The 20,672-nt window shown below is 36.3% G+C and carries 20 protein-coding genes, 3 tRNA genes and 1 pseudogene; all 24 read right to left on the bottom strand.

Annotated elements, in window-relative coordinates:
• The coding region (locus tag GXZ13_05280; GenBank protein ID NLX75226.1) for a dinitrogenase iron-molybdenum cofactor biosynthesis protein at positions 1–95 on the bottom strand (95 nt) is incomplete at its 3' end.
• A gap of 11 nt (positions 96–106) precedes the next feature.
• Positions 107–469 carry a DUF134 domain-containing protein gene (locus tag GXZ13_05275; GenBank protein ID NLX75225.1) on the bottom strand — a complete coding sequence of 121 codons (363 nt, stop codon included), beginning with the start codon at positions 467–469 and terminating at the stop codon, positions 107–109.
• Between the two features lie 66 nt (positions 470–535).
• Positions 536–775 (bottom strand): DUF5320 domain-containing protein, encoded by a 240-nt coding sequence (locus tag GXZ13_05270; GenBank protein NLX75224.1) that lies wholly within the window; start codon positions 773–775, stop codon positions 536–538.
• A gap of 190 nt (positions 776–965) precedes the next feature.
• Positions 966–1,274: a hypothetical protein gene (locus tag GXZ13_05265; protein NLX75223.1), complete on the bottom strand. Its 309-nt coding sequence runs from the start codon at positions 1,272–1,274 to the stop codon at positions 966–968.
• 159 nt (positions 1,275–1,433) lie between these two features.
• The gene (locus tag GXZ13_05260) at positions 1,434–2,807 is read right to left on the bottom strand and encodes an FAD-dependent oxidoreductase (GenBank protein ID NLX75222.1); all 1,374 of its coding nucleotides are present in this window, start codon (positions 2,805–2,807) and stop codon (positions 1,434–1,436) included.
• 299 nt (positions 2,808–3,106) lie between these two features.
• A complete protein-coding gene (gene mgtA, locus GXZ13_05255) occupies positions 3,107–5,833 on the bottom strand; it encodes a magnesium-translocating P-type ATPase (protein ID NLX75221.1) in 2,727 nt (908 codons plus the stop codon).
• Between the two features lie 538 nt (positions 5,834–6,371).
• On the bottom strand, positions 6,372–8,348 hold the full coding sequence (locus tag GXZ13_05250; protein NLX75220.1) for a DUF2075 domain-containing protein: 1,977 nt from the start codon (positions 8,346–8,348) through the stop codon (positions 6,372–6,374).
• Positions 8,349–8,520: 172 nt separating this feature from the next.
• Positions 8,521–9,882, bottom strand: coding sequence for a 23S rRNA (uracil(1939)-C(5))-methyltransferase RlmD (gene rlmD / locus GXZ13_05245; GenBank protein ID NLX75219.1), 1,362 nt, complete (start codon positions 9,880–9,882; stop codon positions 8,521–8,523).
• An 88-nt stretch (positions 9,883–9,970) separates the two neighbouring features.
• A complete protein-coding gene (locus tag GXZ13_05240; protein NLX75218.1) occupies positions 9,971–10,531 on the bottom strand; it encodes a 2-oxoacid:ferredoxin oxidoreductase subunit gamma in 561 nt (186 codons plus the stop codon).
• A complete protein-coding gene (locus GXZ13_05235) occupies positions 10,531–11,361 on the bottom strand; it encodes a 2-oxoacid:ferredoxin oxidoreductase subunit beta (GenBank protein ID NLX75217.1) in 831 nt (276 codons plus the stop codon). Before GXZ13_05235 ends, GXZ13_05240 begins: the two co-directional genes overlap by 1 nt.
• A 2-nt stretch (positions 11,362–11,363) precedes the next feature.
• Complete coding sequence (locus GXZ13_05230; protein NLX75216.1) at positions 11,364–12,494, bottom strand: 2-oxoacid:acceptor oxidoreductase subunit alpha; 1,131 nt, start codon at positions 12,492–12,494, stop codon at positions 11,364–11,366.
• A gap of 1 nt (position 12,495) precedes the next feature.
• The gene (locus GXZ13_05225; GenBank protein ID NLX75215.1) at positions 12,496–12,693 is read right to left on the bottom strand and encodes a 4Fe-4S binding protein; all 198 of its coding nucleotides are present in this window, start codon (positions 12,691–12,693) and stop codon (positions 12,496–12,498) included.
• Positions 12,694–12,743: 50 nt separating this feature from the next.
• Entirely contained in the window at positions 12,744–13,406 is a 663-nt protein-coding gene (tsaB, locus tag GXZ13_05220; GenBank protein NLX75214.1) for a tRNA (adenosine(37)-N6)-threonylcarbamoyltransferase complex dimerization subunit type 1 TsaB, read from the bottom strand.
• Entirely contained in the window at positions 13,406–13,912 is a 507-nt protein-coding gene (gene tsaE / locus GXZ13_05215; GenBank protein NLX75213.1) for a tRNA (adenosine(37)-N6)-threonylcarbamoyltransferase complex ATPase subunit type 1 TsaE, read from the bottom strand. The genes tsaB and tsaE overlap by 1 nt, the downstream gene beginning before the upstream one ends.
• A complete protein-coding gene (locus GXZ13_05210) occupies positions 13,884–15,410 on the bottom strand; it encodes an NAD(P)H-hydrate dehydratase (protein NLX75212.1) in 1,527 nt (508 codons plus the stop codon). The genes tsaE and GXZ13_05210 overlap by 29 nt, the downstream gene beginning before the upstream one ends.
• Positions 15,403–15,777, bottom strand: coding sequence for a holo-ACP synthase (gene acpS / locus GXZ13_05205; protein ID NLX75211.1), 375 nt, complete (start codon positions 15,775–15,777; stop codon positions 15,403–15,405). The genes GXZ13_05210 and acpS overlap by 8 nt, the downstream gene beginning before the upstream one ends.
• A 133-nt stretch (positions 15,778–15,910) precedes the next feature.
• Positions 15,911–16,420, bottom strand: coding sequence for a hypothetical protein (locus GXZ13_05200; GenBank protein ID NLX75210.1), 510 nt, complete (start codon positions 16,418–16,420; stop codon positions 15,911–15,913).
• An 85-nt stretch (positions 16,421–16,505) separates the two neighbouring features.
• Positions 16,506–17,138, bottom strand: coding sequence for a glucosaminidase domain-containing protein (locus tag GXZ13_05195; protein NLX75209.1), 633 nt, complete (start codon positions 17,136–17,138; stop codon positions 16,506–16,508).
• A 92-nt stretch (positions 17,139–17,230) separates the two neighbouring features.
• A complete protein-coding gene (locus GXZ13_05190; protein ID NLX75208.1) occupies positions 17,231–18,073 on the bottom strand; it encodes an ADP-ribosylglycohydrolase family protein in 843 nt (280 codons plus the stop codon).
• A pseudogene (locus GXZ13_05185) lies at positions 18,073–18,726 on the bottom strand (VWA domain-containing protein). Before GXZ13_05185 ends, GXZ13_05190 begins: the two are co-directional and overlap by 1 nt.
• Positions 18,727–18,866: 140 nt before the next feature.
• Positions 18,867–19,898, bottom strand: coding sequence for a macro domain-containing protein (locus GXZ13_05180; GenBank protein NLX75207.1), 1,032 nt, complete (start codon positions 19,896–19,898; stop codon positions 18,867–18,869).
• A 235-nt stretch (positions 19,899–20,133) separates the two neighbouring features.
• Positions 20,134–20,217: transfer RNA gene (locus GXZ13_05175), tRNA-Leu, on the bottom strand.
• Positions 20,218–20,417: 200 nt separating this feature from the next.
• A tRNA-Lys gene (locus GXZ13_05170) sits at positions 20,418–20,493 on the bottom strand.
• Positions 20,494–20,509: 16 nt separating this feature from the next.
• Positions 20,510–20,586, bottom strand: a tRNA-His gene (locus tag GXZ13_05165).
• Between the last annotated feature and the right edge of the window lie 86 nt (positions 20,587–20,672).

Here is a 20,672-nt window from a genome sequence, read left to right as displayed (position 1 = left end):
TCAGTGTTATAAATTGCAAAAAAGGGGGCTCTGCCAAAAGAAAGGGAGACCTTTGAATTTAAATCGTTTTTATCTGCAGGAATTGCTATTCTCATAATATGTCCTCCTAAATTTCATCTATTTCAGTATTTATTTTATTACAACAACGTCTGCGCCTACAAATTTTATCTTTTCCATCACACATTTCATATTGCCCGCCTTGTATGATGAGAGTCTTGCCATTTACCAAAGAATCTGTCATCTTTTTTCTTGCCTCTGTATATATCCCTTGCACAGTAGTTCTTGCCACATTCATTCTCTGAGCGCATTCTTCTTGAGTTAGACGTTCAAGATCAATTAGTCTTAAAGCCTCATATTCATCTAACGTTAAAAGCACAACCTCAGCTGTCTCACCCGTTTTTCCGAGAGGGCCAAAACGGTTCTTCTTCGGGAGAGAACATATTTTTCTGAATTTTATAGGCCTTGGCAGTGACATCACTTCCTTTCATAAATGGCATTAAAATTTGGTGTTACTTTTAATTTCTATAATTTTTTTCTATTTTTGATATAAACGATTCAAAAGAACACGTCTTATTTCTCTATTCGCTGTTTCTTCTTCTAAATTTGAATGGTTACGAAATCTACATCGTCCCCTCCCAGACCAAAATTTCCTTTCACGCATAAATTCATTTTGCATATTAGGGCTATCTTCTTCAATTTCTTTCACACAAAAAAACATGCCTCGACCGCTCATTGTCCCTCGTCCATGTGGCCCTGTACCATCTTTTCTTAGCATATCTATCACCCCTGTTATTGACATATGTCATTTATATATTAATACTAAATGATAATGCTCAGATGTCAATTTAAATTACATCCGTAATTCACAAAAAAAAAGAGGGGATGACAGATTGTCATCCCCTCTTACAAATTTTAGCTTGTTTAACTATTATTCAGCTTGTAAAGCTCTATCTTACTAATGTCTATTATGGCGCAGGAACTTTTACAACCGTTATTTCTAAAGTCTCATCATATAAATTTCTTACGTTCATCTTGGTTCCTTCAGGAATTTTCAATATGGTGTGAGAAGAATACTCATGGGTTTCTTGCTCTCCCAAAGCTATGGATAAGGTCCCTCTCAAAACAGTCATGTATACGTTTGAGTTTGAAAAATGAACGGGAAGTGCCTCGTCTTTATTTAATATCATATGCATATAGTGCAATAGTTCGTCTTGAATAACAGGCTCAATTGTTTTTTCGTTGCCAGTTGTCATTTTAAAAACTTTTTCTATCATATTTCATGCTCTCCTTCTACTTTTAATAAATATTACATTTCTAATGCAGTATTAACTAATATTAAATTAAATACAAATGTAAAAATACTTAAAATGCAGCCCTTAATTCAGGAGCTGCATTTTAATAAAAGAGATTCCATTCTTTTTCCAATTTATATTTTAAATTTTTAGCCCCTCGTTTAAGTGGTTGCAACTATGTGCAACAGCATTCATAGCTGCCGCGTTTATAGGATAAGCTATAGGTGACGCAGACACGAGTGGATGCGTTGCAACTTGGAATGTATTTAATTCTGTTGCAGTAAGACCCTTCTGAATTGCTAGGCTCAATATGTTAATCATTTCGCCTACAGAATCTCCTCCTGAAATTTGTGCGCCAAGTATAACTCCGGAACATTTCGAGAATATTAACTTGATATTCACCTTTTGCGTTCCGGGAAGCGAACCTGGATGACGATCCATTGTCGTAAAGACGCCTGTATGAATTGCAAAGCCTTCTTTCTTTGCGCTGGCTTCAGTTAAACCTGCTGCTGTAAAAGTTTTTCCAAAAATCTGCGTTGAAAATGTGCTAATTGTGCCTTTATTCGCTCTTACAAGTCTAAGTTGAAATACATTGCATCCTGCTATTTTTGCTTCCATTGCAGCTGTAGAAGCGAGCAGAACTGACACATCCTTATTTGTAAAGAAACATTTCTTTTCTGCGCAATCGCCTACCGCAAAAATATTAGGATCACTTGTTCTGGTGTACTGATCCACAACAATAGCACCATTTTTATTTACATTGATTCCTGATTCTTCTGCCAATTTGCTATTAGGTTTAACTCCAAGCCCTAGAATAACTAAATCTGCTGCCACTTTTTCACCATTTTCTAGTTCAAGAGCTTCTACTGAGCCATTTCCTAATATTTTCTTTACCTTTGTATTGGTTAGAACGGAAATGCCCTTTTCTCTCATTATATTTTCTATATCGTCTGTAAAGTCTTTGTCGAAAGCCTGCCATAAGCACGCATCCGCCATCTCTAGAAGAGTTACTTTTTTCCCAAGCATACTTATCTGTTCTGCAAATTCTATACCAATGAATCCTCCGCCTATTACTGCTATATTTTCTGCTTTATCAACTTTTCCTAGCAAATCATCTAAGTATTTTTGGTTCTTGTATACTGCAAACACATTTTTCAAATCGTATCCAGGAATAAAAGATGGAATAATTGGCAGTGAACCGGTCGCAAGAATAAGTTTTTTAAAAGTATAGGTTTCTCCTGTTTTGGTGGTTGCTGTTCTATTTTCTTTATCAATTTTTGTTACGGTATCAATAATTAAGTTTACATTGGCATCTTGTAGAGCCTTATCTGGAATTATGTTCTTTTGAGTGCTGCGTAATGTGCCATAAATATAGGGAATGCCACAGGGTACCATAACAGTTTTTGTTTCCCGTATAAGAGTAATATCGATATTGCCATATGCTTTTCGTGCCATCGTAGCACTTAAAATCCCGCCAGCACTACCTCCAATAATAAGTAAATCTGTTTGCTTCATCCAAAAAACCTCTTTCTTATTTATAAAAATAGACTTTCTTAATGAAAATTAGACTCTTATCTTATACAAAACAATTGGCTAGACATAAGTAGCTTTATTTCAATTTATAAACCTTACATAATTATTATATAGTACATCTTTTATCTTTTTTTGGCGAATTACATCTACTATCACTTTGTATCTAATTATACACAAAATATTTAGATATAACTGACATATAAAAACAAGCACCTCGACAAAGTATGTGAGATGCTTGTTGTGTTTTTCCTGTTGTTTCTGAGTTTTTCATATTATAAATTCTACAGTAATTCACCATATCTTTTTACATATATTTTTTTAAATACAGTTGTAAGAGCCATGTAGCAAGCTACGGTTAAAGCTAGCCAGAAAAAATAGATTGGGGGCAATGGAGCAAGTCCGATTGCTGAACCTAGTGCTGTAAAAGGAATAATTGTTAGGAGTATAGTTCCAGCAAAAGTAAGCCCAAACACAGGGAAAGATGCTCTACTCTGTATAAATGGGATCTTAGGTGTTCTTATCATATGAATTACGAGCACCTGACTCCACATAGACTCAATAAACCATCCGGCTTGAAATAGTGCTATATAGTAAGCTTGTAAAGCAGGATCTGTTAGCTGATGAAATAGCAGCCCGCCTGTCATTGCGGGGCATATTATAAAATATAACAGTAGGTAGGTTGTAATATCAAATACAGAACTAGTTGGCCCTAACCAGATCATAAACTTCGTTATAGAAGAAGGATCCCATCTCCTTGGTGTCATTACATATTCTTTATCAACATTATCCCATGGCATGGCAGTACAGGTTATATCGTAAATCAAATTGAGTAATATCAAATGAATTGAAGCCATGGGCAAAAATGGAAGAAAGGCACTGGCAATCAGTATTGAAAATATATTTCCAAAATTAGAGCTAGCCGTAATTTTGATATACTTAATCATGTTGGCATAAGTTTTTCTTCCCTCAATAATGCCGCTTTCTAACACCATTAAATCTTTTTTAAGAAGAACTACGTGTGCAGATTCTTTCGCTATATCAACTGCAGTGTCACCAGAATTACCCACATCTGACGCTTTCATTGCAGGAGCATCATTTATGCCGTCTCCCATGTACCCTACCACATGACCATTCTCCCTTAACAAAGAGACTATAGTGGCTTTCTGTTGGGGAGAAAGTTTGGCAAAAACATTGGTAGTTTCAATACTTTGCTTCAGTTCGTCCGTTGTCATATTTTCTACATCCGAACCTAGCAATATATTGTCTACCTCAAGTCCCACTTTGTCACAAATGCTTAATGTAACTCTGTCATTGTCTCCGGTGAGAATTTTCACAGCCACTCCATGATCATTAAGAGCCTTTATTGCTGCTGCAGTCGTCTCCTTCGGCGGGTCAAGAAACGCAAGATATCCCATTAAAACCATATCCGATTCATCTAATACAGAAAATGCTCCGGCAGGGGAAGGGTTCGTTTTTTGGGCTACGGCTATAACCCTCATACCGTCATCGTTAAGATCTGCCATGGTTGCCAAAATATGCTCTTTTATTGCGTCTGTTAAAGGTTCAACCTTTCCTTTATATTCTGCATAAGTACAGATGGAAAGCATTTCTTCCACAGCACCTTTTGTTATCATCTGTGTTTTTCCGTTTTTATCTGCTACCACCACACTCATACGACGTCGTGTAAAATCAAAAGGAATTTCGTCTATCTTGTTGTAGTAGGTAGAGAGCCCCTGTAAGGAAGGTTCATCCTCACTTTCTTTCTCTGTACAATCTATTATCGATAGGTCCATCAAGTTTTTTAATCCAGTTTGATAGTAGCTGTTTAGAAATGCGTGTCGTAAAACACGTGCATCTTTTTTGCCGTGTATATCTAGATGGTACTCAAGAACGACCTTGTCTTGAGTCAAAGTTCCGGTTTTATCTGTACATAAAACATCCATTGAACCTAAATTCTGTATTGAATTAAGGTTTTTAATTATCGTTTTTTTCTTGGACATGGCTACTGCACCTTTTGCAAGACACGTTGTCACAATCATAGGCAACATTTCAGGTGTCAGTCCAACCGCCACGGATATGGCAAATAACAATGCCCCAAGCCAGTCTCCCTTTGTAAATCCGTTAATGAAGAATACAAGAGGGACCATAACTAACATGAATCTTATTAGTACCCAGGATACAGCGTTGACACCTTTTTCAAAACTTGTTTGAATGGGCTTAGTTACAATGCTTTTTGCGATTGAACCAAAAAGAGTACTATCTCCCGTTGCTACTACTACACATGTAGCTGCACCACTAACTACTGTACTTCCCATAAAAGCTAGATTATGGTATTCAGTAAGAGTGTCATATTCTCCTTCTTTTATAACTTTTGGGATTTTTTCAACAGGCTCACTTTCACCTGTTAATGAAGATTGACTTAAGAAAAGGTCCTTTGCCCTCAGAACTCGAACGTCCGCTGGAACTAAGTCTCCGGCTGCGAGATAAACAATGTCTCCAACCACAACATCTTCTAGTGGTATTTCTTCTCTGCCTGTCTCTTGCCGTTCTATAGCAGTAGTTATCTTTACCATTTCAATCAATCGTTCCGCTGCATTGCCACCACGTGTTTCTTGTACAAAACGAAGAGCTCCGCTAATCAAAACCATTGTTAAAATGATGATAACTGTAGTGTAATTCTTTTCTCCTACATCAACTAACAGTACGTCTGTTACAAAGGAAACTAGGGCTAAAGTAAAGAGAATAGCTATAAAAGGGTCAACAAAAACTTCAAAAATTCTTTTTAAAAGAGACTTTTTTTTGCCGTGTGTCACCTTATTAGATCCGTAAAGATCGCGCATCTCTTCTACTTCATCTTCGTTATGCCCCTTAAAGGAGGTGTTAAGAGCAGTCAAAACATCATCTGTGTCGAGAGTGGAAATCTCTCGTAATCTACTGTTAGTTTCATTAGGTTTTAAAATATTCGCTGTAATCTGAGCAGTTGTTAATTTTTTGATTCTTTCTTTCATTTGTCTGTACCTCCTTGTCACTTTCGACTCATTGTCGGGTTGCTATTTGGAAGCAAGACATAAACCGGGGGAATAAAGTTTAAAGTTCAGCAGAAGAACTGAATGCGGACATGAGCAAGCAATCCTTATGCAGGCAACTTATTAAACTTCGATCTAACCCATCAGGATTTATGCCGCTACTATCCACGTCCATTCTTCCACCTCCATTTTCTGTTGATTTTAAGGATTTTATAATGACTTACAATAAAAAAACCCTCGCAAATATTTTGGTGAAACGCAAGGGATTTGAAAAAACAACAACTAAAGTGTTTATTTGAAACCTCAATACTTCTTCATTTCTACTTGCTAAGACAAGTTTATAGTATTGTTTATTTTTAGTCTTGTCAAACAGCTTGGTTTTTAGAAAAACATTAATAACTAAATTTTATACTAATTATGCTTTTTCTAACATTTATTATTTTTATGGAGACAGCTACCTTCAGTAAGCGCAAAATTTAATGTATTATTCGTCACCATTACGCCTTAATATTGCAAGTTTTTATATTTCATGAATACCAAGCTTTTTTAAATAGTTATATGTCCCATCATAAAAACTACATTTACGCGTGTCATCAAGGTCACATCCTTTAGGAATGTATATGATCACACCTTGGCGTGCTCTAGTCAACAGTACCCTATATGAGTTTTTTAAGTAGATTTTTCTGTCCATTGACTGTATATTATTCCAACGCGTACCTGAAAAATTAAGATAGTGCCATCTATCATTTTCAAAGCGAAAATCTGCATCCCAGGCGACTATAGAATAATCAAGCTCAAGCCCTTGAATATCAAATTCAGTAACGACGTCTTCTAAATAATAACTGGAACGCACATCATTTTTCCCATTTAAAAACCAATTTTCCACGGAAATTTTATTCTTTACAAATATACCTTCAGGCTTTAAGCGCACAGAACCACTACTTGCAAGTAACCCATAACGCGTTGTTCCTTTACTTTGTTCTCTCACCCATTTTTTTGCTTCATTAAAATCTCGAGTTAGTAAAATAGGATATTTGTCTTTAATACCTAATATTAACCTCCTTGCCTCTTTAATATTTACATCGAGTAGAGCTTTGATAAATAAAGGCAAGTCAGGAGTACGAAACGAGCGCATTGAAGTTGCTAAATGCAGCTTTTTCGTCTTATATACATTTAATCCTTCAAGCATTTTATCCCATGAATAATTTCTTTTATATTCTTCATCATTTAGTTCTGGAGATATATATACATCCCAATTAGAAAACCTATGTCTCAGCGCACTAAACCATTCTGGCAATCCTGCTTCTCCTACATTTATTTCCTGTCCACCACCGACAAGACATATGATAACTGCCCATCCTTTATGTCTATTCATAGTACTGATTAAAAACTCTGGCTCACTATAATCAAAATCAGATACACCTTTCTTAGAGCACATGAATTTTTTCATTTGTTCTTTACTCCAGGCTCTTTGAGCCTCATCAAATATCGCGATTTTCTCTGGAGGTATATTATCATTGCCTATGAAGGTATCACGATACTTATGTATAATCTGTATGAACGCTGATGTCCTGCGCAGGGCATCCTTTTTCGATATTTTTTTATTTTCCATTTTTGCCTGTGCAACTTTATCTCGTGCTAGTGCTTCCTGCAGAACCGAAACTAGGGGATAATTGCCGGATAAAAATACCGCGTGTTCTCCAACCCCAGCATTCGAACGCTGAATAGCAACATTTAGACCAACTAATGTCTTACCTGCCCCAGGTATTCCTGTTATAAAACAAATAGATTTTTTTTGGTTTGATTTGCTATGTTCAATAAGTTTCATTATTTCAGTTGTTGTTAAAGTAAGGTTTTTTGCTCCTGCATCATTTCGCGTTATATCATCAACATTATGCCCTCTATACAAAGCTTGCGCTGCTTCTATGATAGTAGGCGTTGGCAAATATTCAGAATTCTCCCAAGACAAGTAGTCAAAGGGTGCTTCTTTACATAGGCTTGTAATGTGCTGTACCCTGGAAGATATATTTGTTGTGTTACATTTAATTGGCTCAGCGATTTTATCTTTTACTTTAAAATCAAATGCTTTAACTTCCGCTTTAGTGGAAATCATAATTGGTACTAGTAATTTATCATGACTTTCCTTATGAAAGTTTCGAAGATCGAGAGCATAATCGTATATTTGATCATAAGTGGAAGCTCTATACCGATCATCCCCGCATTTAAACTCCAGGAGGAAAACTATGCCATCTAAAAGGAGTACCACATCTATGCGTTTTCCCATTCTTGGTATTACATATTCAAATATTATTCTTGCTTTGCTAAATACTGATAATTGATTTTTTAAGATTGAAATTTCTTCAGCCCAAGTATTTTTTTGTTGTAACGTAGTATCAGAAGATGCATCATTTTTGCTTATAATTCCAAGAATTTCGTCATTTGATTTTCTCAAAAATTCATTTATTTCCGAAGAATAAAAAGAGCCTATCTTTCGCATCCCATCACCTCAGATAATAAACCAACAAAGTTTTATTTATTATTTTAGACTTATCTTAAAAATCGTTCTGTACGAGTTAGAAAATGTTATTAATACATCACAATTTTTTTGTTCATTTCGTTTTATACTAGATAATTAAATTCATATTTTATTATTGCGGTGTTTAACTTTCTTAATGTTCCAGTAAAACCACACTCTCAACATGCCCTGTCTGTGGGAACATATCGAATGGTTGGATTGATTTCACTGTATAGCCATTTGATATAAATCCTTTTATGTCTCTTGCCAGTGTGGCAGGAGCACATGACACATACACAATTTTGTTTGGAGCCATCTTCAAAATTGACGCTATTACCCTGTTATCACAGCCCGACCTGGGTGGATCAAGGACAACTGTGTCATATTTTTTATGTAAAAGTGACTCTGAGACATCCTCAGCTTTCCCCGCAAATGCAGTAACATTATTAATATCATTCAATCTCATATTAATATTAAGGTATTTAGAGGCTTGAGGCCACTCCTCCACTGCGGTTACCTGTTTTGCTTTCTTTGAAAGAAATGCTGTTAGTGTCCCTACTCCCGAATATAACTCAAGCACGTTTTCCCCTGCATTTTCAGCGATTAGATTTGATGCGTATTGATAAAGATTTATTGCCTGTTTAGAATTTATCTGAAAAAATGAAGAAATTTCAAATTGGAACTTAAACTCTCCCAATGTTTCCTCCATTACAGATTCTCCACCTATAGTCGAAAAATGATTACCCCATATAAAATTGCTTTTTGAAGAGTTTTTATTAAATTGAATTCCATTAAAAAACTGAGAGTGACTATTTATAATTTGTCTTAGTTTTAAATACTCATTTTTTCGTGGCATTCTACCACCGATAATTGCAGAAAGATTGCTTTTTGAAAATTCTGCCTCTCTCAAGACTATATGTCTTATAAAGTTAATAACATTATTTTTACTTGTATCCCATCCATAAAATTCACCTTTAATTAGTTCTTCAATAAGTATATGTGTATTTTTTTCTAAGTTTTTGAGTAGAACAGGACAGTGCTGAAAAGGAACAATATCATTGCTTCTTTTTCTATAGTAGCCAGTTATTAATTTTATATTCTGACTTGTTTGTACTGGCAGAGTTATTTTATTTCTATACTGCCATTGTGAAGGGGATGGGATACAAGCATTGACTTCAGGAGATGGCATTTTTGCGATTCTTTTCATCGCGTCGTATATTGTTTGATTTTTCAAATTAAGTTGAGTTTGGTAATTAATGTGTTGTAGCTGACAGCCTCCACAAGCTCCATAAGAAAGACATTGAGGATTGATGCGATTTGGAGAATCGGTATGTTTATTAATTACTGTTGCGGTTCCGTAGTTTTTCTTTATACTTGTAATTTCACAAGTTACTTCTTCTCCTGGTAAGGCATCATTAATAAACAAAACAAAGCGTTTGTCGCCGAGCCTGACAATGCCTTCTCCATTGTTGTTGATATCGTCAATCGTTAGTTTTATCTGATCTCTCTTTTTCATTTATACACTATAACACAAGCAAATAATATGATTTTGCCCAAGTAAAGAAAGAAGTTTAAACTTTTTTTGAACTTTTCTTATTATATTTTCATTGCTTTGACATGAGCTCATAACCCAAGTTAAACGCTTTTATATTAAAATCTTCTGTTCCTCTAGGAACAAGTGTCTGTATTGATTGTTTTATTGACTCTATCGTTAAAAGCTTTTGTTGCTCCAACACTTTGGCCGCAGCACCCAATGAAATCATGTTTACTACGACTTCTCTTTTTAGTTCTTCTCGGGCAGTTTTTACTATCGGCAGCAAATAGATACTTGCATTAAGTTTGGGTGGGTTTTTTATATAAAAGTCATCTAAAATAATGGTGGCGTTTTGCGCTGAGTCTCCTATATACACATCACATGCTTGCTGAGCAAGAATAATTTGTAAATTTGGGGCTATTACTTTGGGGTAGTCTATCTCAGTTTTGTCAAATACCACCTCTGCTTTAGATGCTCCTCCTCTTGCTTCTGGGCCATAAGATTGTGTTTGAACAACAAACATGTCTTTTGAGTAAACTGCGGCAGCTTTTCCTAGTATCATTGCAGCTAGAATTACACCCTGTCCGCCAGTCCCAGCTATTCTAACTTCATAACGTTTATTTTTATCCATTATTTTTCCTCTTTTGCTTGAAAAATTACTTGATCATATCTCTTTGTATATTCGATTGTATCTTTTATGTTGGAAAACTCTCCTATTACAATTTTACCTAAAAGCTCTTCATTCGCCATTTCGTCCGCCTTACTTTTCATAACTGAAACATCTTTTAAGTATTTTATATTGTCAACGGCTTTGCCTCTTTTATTTTTTCTACCGAACTGCGTGTGACAATATGTAACTATTTCTACGACAGAAAAACCGTATTTCTGATGTTCTATTGCTTTTTTGAGTAATTGATTGCATAGTACAGGCTGAGCAACTGTGGCACGGGCAACATAAGTTGCTCCAGCGGCTATAGCAAGCTTGCAAATATCAAAGGACGGGTCGATGGCACCATAAGGAGCTGTAGTTGCAAAAAAACCCTCCGGTGTAGTAGGAGAAGCTTGCCCACCTGTCATACCATACACGTTATTATTCATAACTACTGCTGTGATGCCGATGTTACGTCGACAGGCATGTATAAAATGATTGCCCCCGATAGCAGTGGCGTCGCCATCCCCCATAACATCTACTATAGTAAGCTCCGGATTTGCCATTTTTACCCCAGTTGCAAATGCCAAAGAACGTCCATGTGCTGTGTGCAGAGTACAAGCATCTATATAGCCAGGCAAACGACTTGAACATCCTATACCTGATGATATACAAAGATTTTCTTTTGGAATTTTCAAATCTACTATTGCACGCAACAAGGCATGCATAATAATTCCATGACCACATCCTGGACACCAAATATGAGGGAAATATTGTTTTCTTAATAGGTTTTTTATTTCTTCACGAGGCATAGTTAAAGCACCTCTTTTACAAAATTTATTATTTCTTCGGGTTTGTATAGATTCCCGTTTAAAAGACTTTTACCAATTACATTACATCTACTATCAGCAACTCTCTCTACTTCCATAACCATTTGACCTGCATTTAATTCAGGGACTATTAAGTATTTTACTTTTTTGGAAATCTGCCTTATTTGTAATGTTGGAAAGGGCCACAGAGTTAAGGGACGAAAATGTCCTACTTTGATTCTGTTTTCCCTTAGATTGCGAACCGCACGTAATGAGGAACGGGATACACTTCCATATGAAACGATAGCAACTTCTGCATCTTCCATATTCTCCTCATTATATTCAACTATTTCTTCTCGAACATTTTCAACTTTAGAAATTATTCTCTTAGCTTTTCTTTCAATCTCATTTGTTTTATTTGTTGGAAATCCAAAATCATCACTCGTTAATCCCGTCAAATGCCATCTATAGCCATCACCAAATGCGGGCATAGGGGGAATCTCATCATTTTCTGCTTTATATGGCACAAAGCAACTGGGATCTAAGTTAGGTTTTTTTCTGTTTATAATTTCAATTGAATTCGATTTAGGTATATTTATATTTTCCCTCATGTGACCGATAACTTCATCAGAGAGTATAAAAACCGGCTGTCTAAAGCGTTCAGACATATTAAAGGCCCTTATTGTCATTGTGTAACATTCTTGCACAGAAGAAGGAGCATAAGCAATGGTCGCGTGATCTCCGTGAGTTCCCCACTTCGCCTGCATAACATCGCCTTGTGAAGCCATCGTAGGAAGCCCCGTAGAAGGTCCTCCTCTCTGCACATTGACGACTACAACAGGTATTTCAGCCATATATGCATATCCCAATAATTCTTGTTTAAGAGAAATTCCAGGGCCAGAGCTCGCGGTCATTGCTTTTTTCCCAGCAATGGAGGCACCTAACGCAGCGGCAATACCAGCTATTTCATCTTCCATCTGGATAAATTTCCCGCCAATCTTAGGCAACTCTTCCGACATAATTTCCATTATTTCGGTTGAAGGTGTAATAGGATAACCAGCAAAAAAAGAACAACCTGCCATAAGGCCCCCCATGGCGACTGCTTTATTACCCTGCCAGAAATCTATTTTCGACATATTATTGCTCCTTTACTGTTATTGCCAAGTCCGGACAAATATTTTCACACTGTAAACAGCCTATACAGTCCTCCGGGTTAATAACAGCACATTTTGAGATTTCGTTAAGTTCAAGCACTCCACGTGGGCAGGAATAGACACAAAGTCCACATCCCTTGCACCATTTCTCTTCTATTGATACTTCAAATTTTTTCGACAATATAATCACCCTTATATAAATTATATAGAATGTTTTTTATATTTAGCTATTTATCCTATAGACGCTCCAATATCCGGAGCGCGTAAATAGTTACCCTTTAATTCCTCCGAGTTTACAGCTTTCTTTAACATCACAGAGCCTAAAATAGCTATATTTCTGCCGGGCCCAGATACTCGATTAAGATGCCTATGTGGTAGTTGGTCTATATCTACGTAAAGCTCTCTATCACTTCCTACTATCACTGCTTGCTCAAAATCTTTCAATCTTATGGCAAAATCTTTAGCCTTACAGAATGAGGGCTTTATTATCTCCTCTATATTTTCATCATTAAATTTATATAGTGCACAATATAAGCTTAGTTGCCTTGCCTTAATTACAGGGGCTAGATATCGGTATTCTTTTCGTAAATCATATACAAATGACAACATTGTTGAGATGGGTATTATTTTTATTCCCAGAGCCTCTCCCAAGGCTCCTGAATAAGCTATCCCTGTTCTGATGCCTGTGTAATATCCAGGGCCATTTGTTACCGAAATATAGTTAATATCATTTAAACTAACTGATGCTTTAGTAAGAAGATCTTCAACTATAAACGGAAGTTTCTGTGCTTGTTTTCTACCGAGTTCTTCTGAAAATTCTCCTAATACTTCTTTATCTTGTATCAAACCAATATTCGTGTTTTTTGTAGCACAATCAATCCCAAGAACTATCATTATTTATTGACCTCTTCTAAGGCTAAATTTATTCGGGCTAATATTCTTATGGCGGCATCACCTATTGCTTCTATTGTGATTTGCCGACCATCATCACTTTTACTGTTTTTTTCAATTTTTATTTTAAACGCATCTTTTTTAAATAAAGTATTCCATTTTTCTGCCCACTCGACAATAAGAATGCATTCCTGTTCTATGTAATTTTCTAAATCCAAGAAATCTACCTCTATTTCTTTTTCTAAGCGGTATAAATCTACATGGATAAGTGGTGGATGAGATTCATGCTCTGAAACTATAATGAATGATGGACTTTTGATGTTCTTTACTCCAAGCGCCCTTCCTATTCCTTTTGTTAGCTGCGTTTTTCCAGCGCCAAGAGTACCATAAAGTAACACCGTAAATCCAGGATTTAGGTTTTTTCCGAGTAAATAGCCGACGGCCTCACTCTCTTCTGAAGAAATGACATTTATTAAAGACTTAGATGTTGATAACACTTTGTAATTCATCAGCTATTTCCCTTGCAAGAATTCCTGTTATACCCTTTTTTGTCTCTATGTTTGCACCAGCAACAGCGTGAAGCAATGCCCCAGCTATAGTTGATTCAAATACATCTTTCCCTTTTGCACAAAATGCAGCAATTGCTCCATTCAAAACGTCCCCTGAACCTGGCACAGCAAGAGAAGGAGATCCTTCTCTTATTAAACCGAGAGACTTGTTTTTTGAAATAATAGTGTCCATACCCTTTAGTAACGCCACTCCAGAGATTTTAGCCAATTCTAAAGAAGTGTTAAGCCTTGCATTATTTACTTCTTCTACAGAACATTTTAATATAGACGCAGCTTCTGCCGCATGAGGAGTAATTATTATGTTTGATTTGTAGGGCAATAATTCTCTTTCTATAAATGAAAGAGCATCTGCGTCCACTATAAGAGGTTTCTCCCATTTATTCCAAAACCAGCTTAATAGTTCTTTCACGGATGAATATCTCCCGATTCCCGGACCAAATACTGCGACATCACATTTTTCTTTCCAAAATGACAGAGCTTCAGGAACAAGATCAGGAATAATCATGTCTGCTTTTGTTTTAAGCGGTACTAGTATGGCTTCCGGCAAAATTGCCGCTGTACTGCTTATCATAAAGTCTGGTACAGCCAATACAACTAGGCCAGCTCCAGATCTAAGTGCTGCACGTGCTGAAAATAGAGGGGCCCCTCTATAATTCATACTGCCACCTAATATAAGGACTGCACCTCTATCCCCCTTATGTATATCTCTAGAAACGGCAGGAATAAAATTTTCTAAATCGTCTCTAGTATAAGATGAAAGACAATTCACTGCTGTTAATAGTTCTTTGTGTGATATACCAATGTCTACTGTTATTATTTCTCCGCACATATTCCTTGCGGGAAGTAGAGACATGCCGGTTTTGGGAGCAAGAAAAGTTATTGTTATTTCTGATTTGATGCAATTATTTGATACTTCGCCAGAAAAAGGTTCTATACCCGAAGGAATATCTAAAGATACTACTCTAGTTCTCGGTGGAATTAGTTTTATCAAGCGCAATACCTCTTTGCGTGGGGAACCACTCGTTCCTGTTCCCAATAGAGCATCTACACATAAATCAGATTCGCAAACAATTTCTGATATTTGTTCGTCTTTGATATCAATAGAAGCTTTAACAACAATGTCATTTAAATTGAGATTTATAAGTTCTTCTAACTTCTTTTTAGCATCTCTTTTGTACTCTTCTAACTGTATTGCAGTTATGACACAAACTTCTCTTTTTGACATAAGGAGATGTTTTGCTACTACAAAGCCGTCTCCACCATTATTTCCTGGGCCACAGAGTATTACTATTTTCTTTTCGTTGGAAAATCGTTTAATTATTATTTCTGCAGCGTTTTTTCCGGCACTATCCATTAATTCGGTGGAAGAAAAATGGAACTCTTCAATAGCCCTTGTATCAGCATTTCTTATGTCTGAGGGATAATAGAATTTACGCATTTCTTTTCTCTAAAACCACCATGGCGACTGCCATATCGCCCTCATGAGAGATAGATAAGAGAACATTAGAAATATTAAATTTATAGAGTTTCTCTGCTGTTTCTTCACTAAAAATAAACTTCGGTCCGTTTTTTGTACGTCTCACATAAAGAGAATTTAAACCTAAACCAATTATTCCCCATCCTGTCGCTTTAGCCATTGCTTCTTTTGCAGCAAATGATGCCGCAAAATGTCTTGCAGGCATTGCTTTAGATTCAGCATACTCAATTTCTTCTTCTGAGAAGACACGTTCTTTAAAGCCTTTGTGTTTAAGGGCTTTCTCAATTCTTGTTATGTCGCACAAATCTATTCCTATACCCTGTATCATTTCATCACCCATAATACCCAAAATATAATGAGATTCTTGAGTCTTTATAATTTGATATTTTTGTTAATATGATTTTTTAAAAATTAATGCAGACTTTATACAATGTCTGCATTAAAAAACTCTTCCCTATTTTCTATTTAGTTACCAAAGCGGCAAGTGCAACTATATATTTAGGTAAACCTTTGTTCTCCCATAATATGGGTATTCCTAAAATATCTGAAGAAACTTTTGCTAAGTCAAAACCTAAAGCTGAGAAAGAATAAAGCAATCTCTCTGGAAATCTACAGGGTTGATTTTCGACTCTCGCACATGTTTCGCATATCTTGCATTCTCCGGCAGCTATGGCAATTGAAGGTTCAGTTCTGTTTCTTATAGCTAAAAGGGTTTCGCGCATGGCTTCTTTTACTTTGCCATAGGAGTCACCCATTAATTTATCTAGTTCATCTGGTTGTAGAGATTGAGCTTTCTTTAGAGTCTCATCATCATAAATGACCTTAACAGCAACCAGGTGTATCGTGTTGTATCCCTTTAGATATTCAGTGGTCAAAGGTACTCCAGGCGGACAAGACCACACCCTGCCGTAACTTGGGCATTCTTTACAATAGGATAAAAAACGCTCAGGATCATAGTATTTTTTGAACATATCCCCCAAAGGCACGGAAACACATTTTATCTCTGTGGTATAGATAAGAGTCACCCTCAATCAAATGAATATTTATTTTTACAACTTATAGAATTCCAACCGATTGCAGCTGTGTCTCAACTATACGCTTTTGCCATGGTTGTAGCAACCCTCGATATAAAGCAGTATTATAGTCTGATAGCAATCTATCTTCCCATAATTCGTCGAAAATAACCGGTGCTGTTCTAATCGATTTTTTAACGAGAATTTCAAAATATTTGTGATCTGTAGCCCATTTCCCATATTTACCTTGATATAGCCCGGCATAATATCCCCATATATTATCGTAGTTTTTTGCGCACAGTGGATACTCTGAGTTTATTTTCTTTACGAAGTCATCAAGGAATTGATTTGTGCTGTTGTATTTCCTAAAATTTGATACTTTTAAATAATAAGAATTGCCTCTTGCTTCTCTGCTTGATTTCGCAACATATGGTCTACCAGCTTTTATCCAGTTAGGATGAGCTTTTATCCCAAGGCCATTATACGCCTCTTTCCACAAGGGACTTGTCCAGTTACCCGTCTCATGAGCACTTTGAACGGTAACAGCAAATGCATTGATATTAGTATATTTTTTGGCAAAATCATAAAACTCTATTACTGACATAGCAAAAGAAGCTCTAGAAGTTAACATCATAAATAGAAAAAAAAGAATAAACGCTCTGAGTATTTTCTTCAAAAAAATCACTCTCTATTTTAATTTCTGATAGTTTATTCTAGCATAAAAACATGGCATAAGTTAGCCTAGCTTTATATTAGCTTGATTTTTATCTATATTTTAAAAATGTTTTTTTGTATTTTTTCTAGAAAAACATTCCATTTCTCATAAACCTCAATTAATGGTTTGTCTAGAAAAGACATTGCTTTATTTTTTATTTCTTCCGACACACCATAGGCAGCCTCTGCAATACTACCTGTAATAGCTGCAAGGGTGTCACTATCTCCTCCCAAGGAAATTGCGTTTCTAATGGCATCTTCAAAGGAAGAAGATTCCAGAAACGCAACAATAGCCTGCGGAACTGTGTCTTGAGAACTCTCGTTAAATTTATATGTTGGGCGAATTTCATCAAGTGTTTCGGTCAGGTTGTAAGAAAATAAACGAGGAATATCTTCGCGGATATGTTTTTTCGCTGCCTGTAAACCATAACCGTAAGACATCATAATACAGTAAGCTGTCGCTTCTGCCCCTTTTATACCTTCCGAATGGTTATGTGTAACAGCTGCAGATTTTTTAGCCAGACTCGTTGCATTTACAATACTATTTTCAGGGTATTCACCTGGATACAGAGTTTTAAACGCATATTCCGCACAAGGCGAAACGCGCATAGCTGACCCATTCCCCCAAGAATTGTACGGGTTACGTTCATCAGAGTGGATCCAATTCCCAAAACGAGAACCATAACCTGAGTTAGGATAAAGACGTCCCCATTTTTTGTATGCATCTATAAAATCATCAGAACTTCCGCCATTCATAAGGGCCTCTGCTGTTGCAATAGTCATTACAGTGTCATCTGTGAAGAAACAATCTTCTCGAAAGAGTGGAAAGGTTTTTGTTTTTATATTATGCCATTCATATACCGAACCGACTATATCGCCTACGATTGCACCTAACATTATTTTCGACCTCCACGACGCTTTACATCCATACGGATTTCATCAAATAAATCCTCGGTAATGGCTCCGGATTCACGAAATGAAGTTACTGTACGTTCCATTACCTTATAATTTAACTTTGTCCCCTCACTGTCAGCAATATAATCTATAGCTCTGTCAGCAGCGATACCGAAGTTATCCGCTGTTTCTATAGCATCTATATTTGCACCTAGAAACACAAACTCCCATCCGTATTTAGTTTTTTGACGCTCTATCGCTGTCTTTATTTCCCCTACGGAGTACTTTCGACTGGAGTTTTCTTCTCCATCTGTGATAATCACAAACATTACTTTTTCAGCAGAATAGTCCTCTGCAGTATGCTTCTAAACGTTGCTTATCTTTTGAATTGTCTTACCGATTGCATCAAGAAGAGCGGTTGAGCCACCGACTTTATACTCTTCCAGAGTAATAGAACCAACAGCCCTAATGTCTATTCTATCGTGAAGAAGTTCGTAGTTATGGTTGAATAGCACAGTAGTAATACGACAGTCTCCTTCTATGGCTTGCTGTTTGGTAAGCATTGAGTTGTATCCACCAATGGTGTCTTTTTCTAATCCACTCATAGAACCACTTTTATCGAGTATAAAAACCAGTTCTGTCATATTTTTTTTCATTGCAATTCCTCCTTAAGCTTTTTTATAACTTAAGGATATCTTTGCATATAAAAAATTGGTCGCTCTAAAGGCGACAAATAGAAGCTGTTGACTAATTAAAGAGATACTATGACCATGTTTTTCTTTTAACCCTTTTTAAGTCAAGAACCCAAGAGCACTTGGTCATATTCAAACAACACTTGATTTATCGCGAAAATATCATACTCCTTGTTTAAAATAAAATATTCAATTATGACATCAAATATTGCTGCATGTGAAAGTGCATAGCCTGCTCTCTTTAGTAACCTATCAGTTTCATTGAGAGATAATTCCAGTCCTATTGCGAGAGATATAACTGTGCGTTTGCTTGGTTTATAGTTTTTATTACTTCTAATTTTAGAAAACAACTTACGGTCAATATTGGCACGTTTATATACAGCAACGTCTGTTGTTTTTTTGTTGTCAATCATTTTTAGTAACATTTGTGAAAATGATTCTTCTAGATTTTCGACAAAGTCATCAATATGAACTTCTGGTGCAATGTATGACGGTCGATTTTTTTTAGAAATTAACTGATTATATTTAACGTCTTTATTATCAGATCTGTAGATTGCTTCTCGTTCAACGTCAAGTAAAACTCTACGATCATCAGTGTGAGTATCAATATAATGTTCATCAATATAACTTGCAATAGCCCCGTACAATTCACGACTTATAACAAATGTAGACTTGTCAAAAACAACTAACGTTACATCAATATCATGTTTTCCTATAAAGTTTTTAATTGCAGAAGTTGCCACTTTTAAAGCCTCGTCCTTGGGATAACCATAGATCCCGCTAGAGATTAGAGGAAATGCTACGGACTCGCATTTATTTTCTATCGCTCTTTTCAATGAGTTTGTGTACGCAGAAAAAAGCTCTTCCCTATTTTGTTCCTTATATTGCTCTTGATAGACAGGTCCGACAGCATGTATAACATAATTAGCGGGGAGACTAAATCCAGGTGTAATCACAGCCTCACCTGTCTTTACAGGAGATAGTTTGTCACACGCAGCCTGAAGATTTTTGGCTCCAGCTGCTTTAAATATTGCGCCACATACTCCGCCTCCCATTTTCAATTCACTATTGGCGGCGTTTACAATGGCATCTACTTTTAACTTTGTAATATCTTGTTGAATGATTGTAAAGGACATGTTAATTCCTCCCTGTTATTACTATAATCTAAAAAGTCTGCTTATTAAAAATTCGTTTTATTATATTTTTGTCAGAGCGCATAGTCTTTATAGAAATATTATAGTATAAAACACGCACTAGCTCGTGACATTTAACACAAGCCACATGCTTAACATGAGAGTAAAACAATCTTACTAATCTTATTTTATATTAATGATATAGGTAGATATAAATGAAAGGATAATTTGGTTTGATTGGTGCGGGAGAGGGGACTTGAACCCCTACGCCGAAGGCACAGGATCCTAAGTCCTGCGCGTCTACCAGTTCCGCCACTCCCGCATTAGATTGTCTAAGGCAAGAAAGATTTTACCTTGCTTTAAGAATTTTAGCAACAATAGCAATAGGGAAAATGTTTGTTCCCCCTACTTATTCTCTTCTTAAGGGTTATTTTTAGAGAATTTATACTAATGACATTAATAGTAAAACAAAAAACCCGGAATCACCGGATTTTTTTATAATTTCATTATTTGATATTAAGATGGTGGATCGTACAGGAATCGAACCTGTAACCCCCTGATTAAGAGTCAGGTGCTCTGCCTATTGAGCTAACGATCCATCATATAAACAAAAGTGGGGTGAGTGACGGGGATCGAACCCGCAACATCCGGAGCCACAGTCCGGTACTCTAACCAATTGAGCTACACTCACCAAACGAATAAAGTGGCGCGCCTGGAGAGACTCGAACTCCCGGCCTACTGCTTAGAAGGCAGTTGCTCTATCCAGCTGAGCTACAG

The sequence above is a fragment of the Synergistaceae bacterium genome (genome assembly GCA_012728235.1).
GTDB lineage: Bacteria > Synergistota > Synergistia > Synergistales > Synergistaceae > JAAYFL01.
The sequence above is the reverse complement of the archived record's forward strand: the minus strand, read 5'-3'. Positions and strand labels throughout refer to the sequence as shown.

Excerpts from the sequence above, each read along its gene's own strand:
- GXZ13_05270 (NLX75224.1), bottom strand. The coding sequence starts at position 775 with ATGCTAAGAAAAGATGGTACAGGGCCACATGGACGAGGGACAATGAGC.
- GXZ13_05265 (NLX75223.1), bottom strand. The coding sequence starts at position 1,274 with ATGATAGAAAAAGTTTTTAAAATGACAACTGGCAACGAAAAAACAATT.
- GXZ13_05260 (NLX75222.1), bottom strand. The coding sequence starts at position 2,807 with ATGAAGCAAACAGATTTACTTATTATTGGAGGTAGTGCTGGCGGGATT.
- mgtA (NLX75221.1), bottom strand. The coding sequence starts at position 5,833 with ATGAAAGAAAGAATCAAAAAATTAACAACTGCTCAGATTACAGCGAAT.
- GXZ13_05250 (NLX75220.1), bottom strand. The coding sequence starts at position 8,348 with ATGCGAAAGATAGGCTCTTTTTATTCTTCGGAAATAAATGAATTTTTG.
- rlmD (NLX75219.1), bottom strand. The coding sequence starts at position 9,882 with ATGAAAAAGAGAGATCAGATAAAACTAACGATTGACGATATCAACAAC.
- GXZ13_05240 (NLX75218.1), bottom strand. The coding sequence starts at position 10,531 with ATGGATAAAAATAAACGTTATGAAGTTAGAATAGCTGGGACTGGCGGA.
- GXZ13_05235 (NLX75217.1), bottom strand. The coding sequence starts at position 11,361 with ATGCCTCGTGAAGAAATAAAAAACCTATTAAGAAAACAATATTTCCCT.
- GXZ13_05230 (NLX75216.1), bottom strand. The coding sequence starts at position 12,494 with ATGTCGAAAATAGATTTCTGGCAGGGTAATAAAGCAGTCGCCATGGGG.
- tsaB (NLX75214.1), bottom strand. The coding sequence starts at position 13,406 with ATGATAGTTCTTGGGATTGATTGTGCTACAAAAAACACGAATATTGGT.
- tsaE (NLX75213.1), bottom strand. The coding sequence starts at position 13,912 with ATGAATTACAAAGTGTTATCAACATCTAAGTCTTTAATAAATGTCATT.
- GXZ13_05210 (NLX75212.1), bottom strand. The coding sequence starts at position 15,410 with ATGCGTAAATTCTATTATCCCTCAGACATAAGAAATGCTGATACAAGG.
- acpS (NLX75211.1), bottom strand. The coding sequence starts at position 15,777 with ATGATACAGGGTATAGGAATAGATTTGTGCGACATAACAAGAATTGAG.
- GXZ13_05200 (NLX75210.1), bottom strand. The coding sequence starts at position 16,420 with ATGTTCAAAAAATACTATGATCCTGAGCGTTTTTTATCCTATTGTAAA.
- GXZ13_05190 (NLX75208.1), bottom strand. The coding sequence starts at position 18,073 with ATGTTAGGTGCAATCGTAGGCGATATAGTCGGTTCGGTATATGAATGG.
- GXZ13_05180 (NLX75207.1), bottom strand. The coding sequence starts at position 19,898 with ATGTCCTTTACAATCATTCAACAAGATATTACAAAGTTAAAAGTAGAT.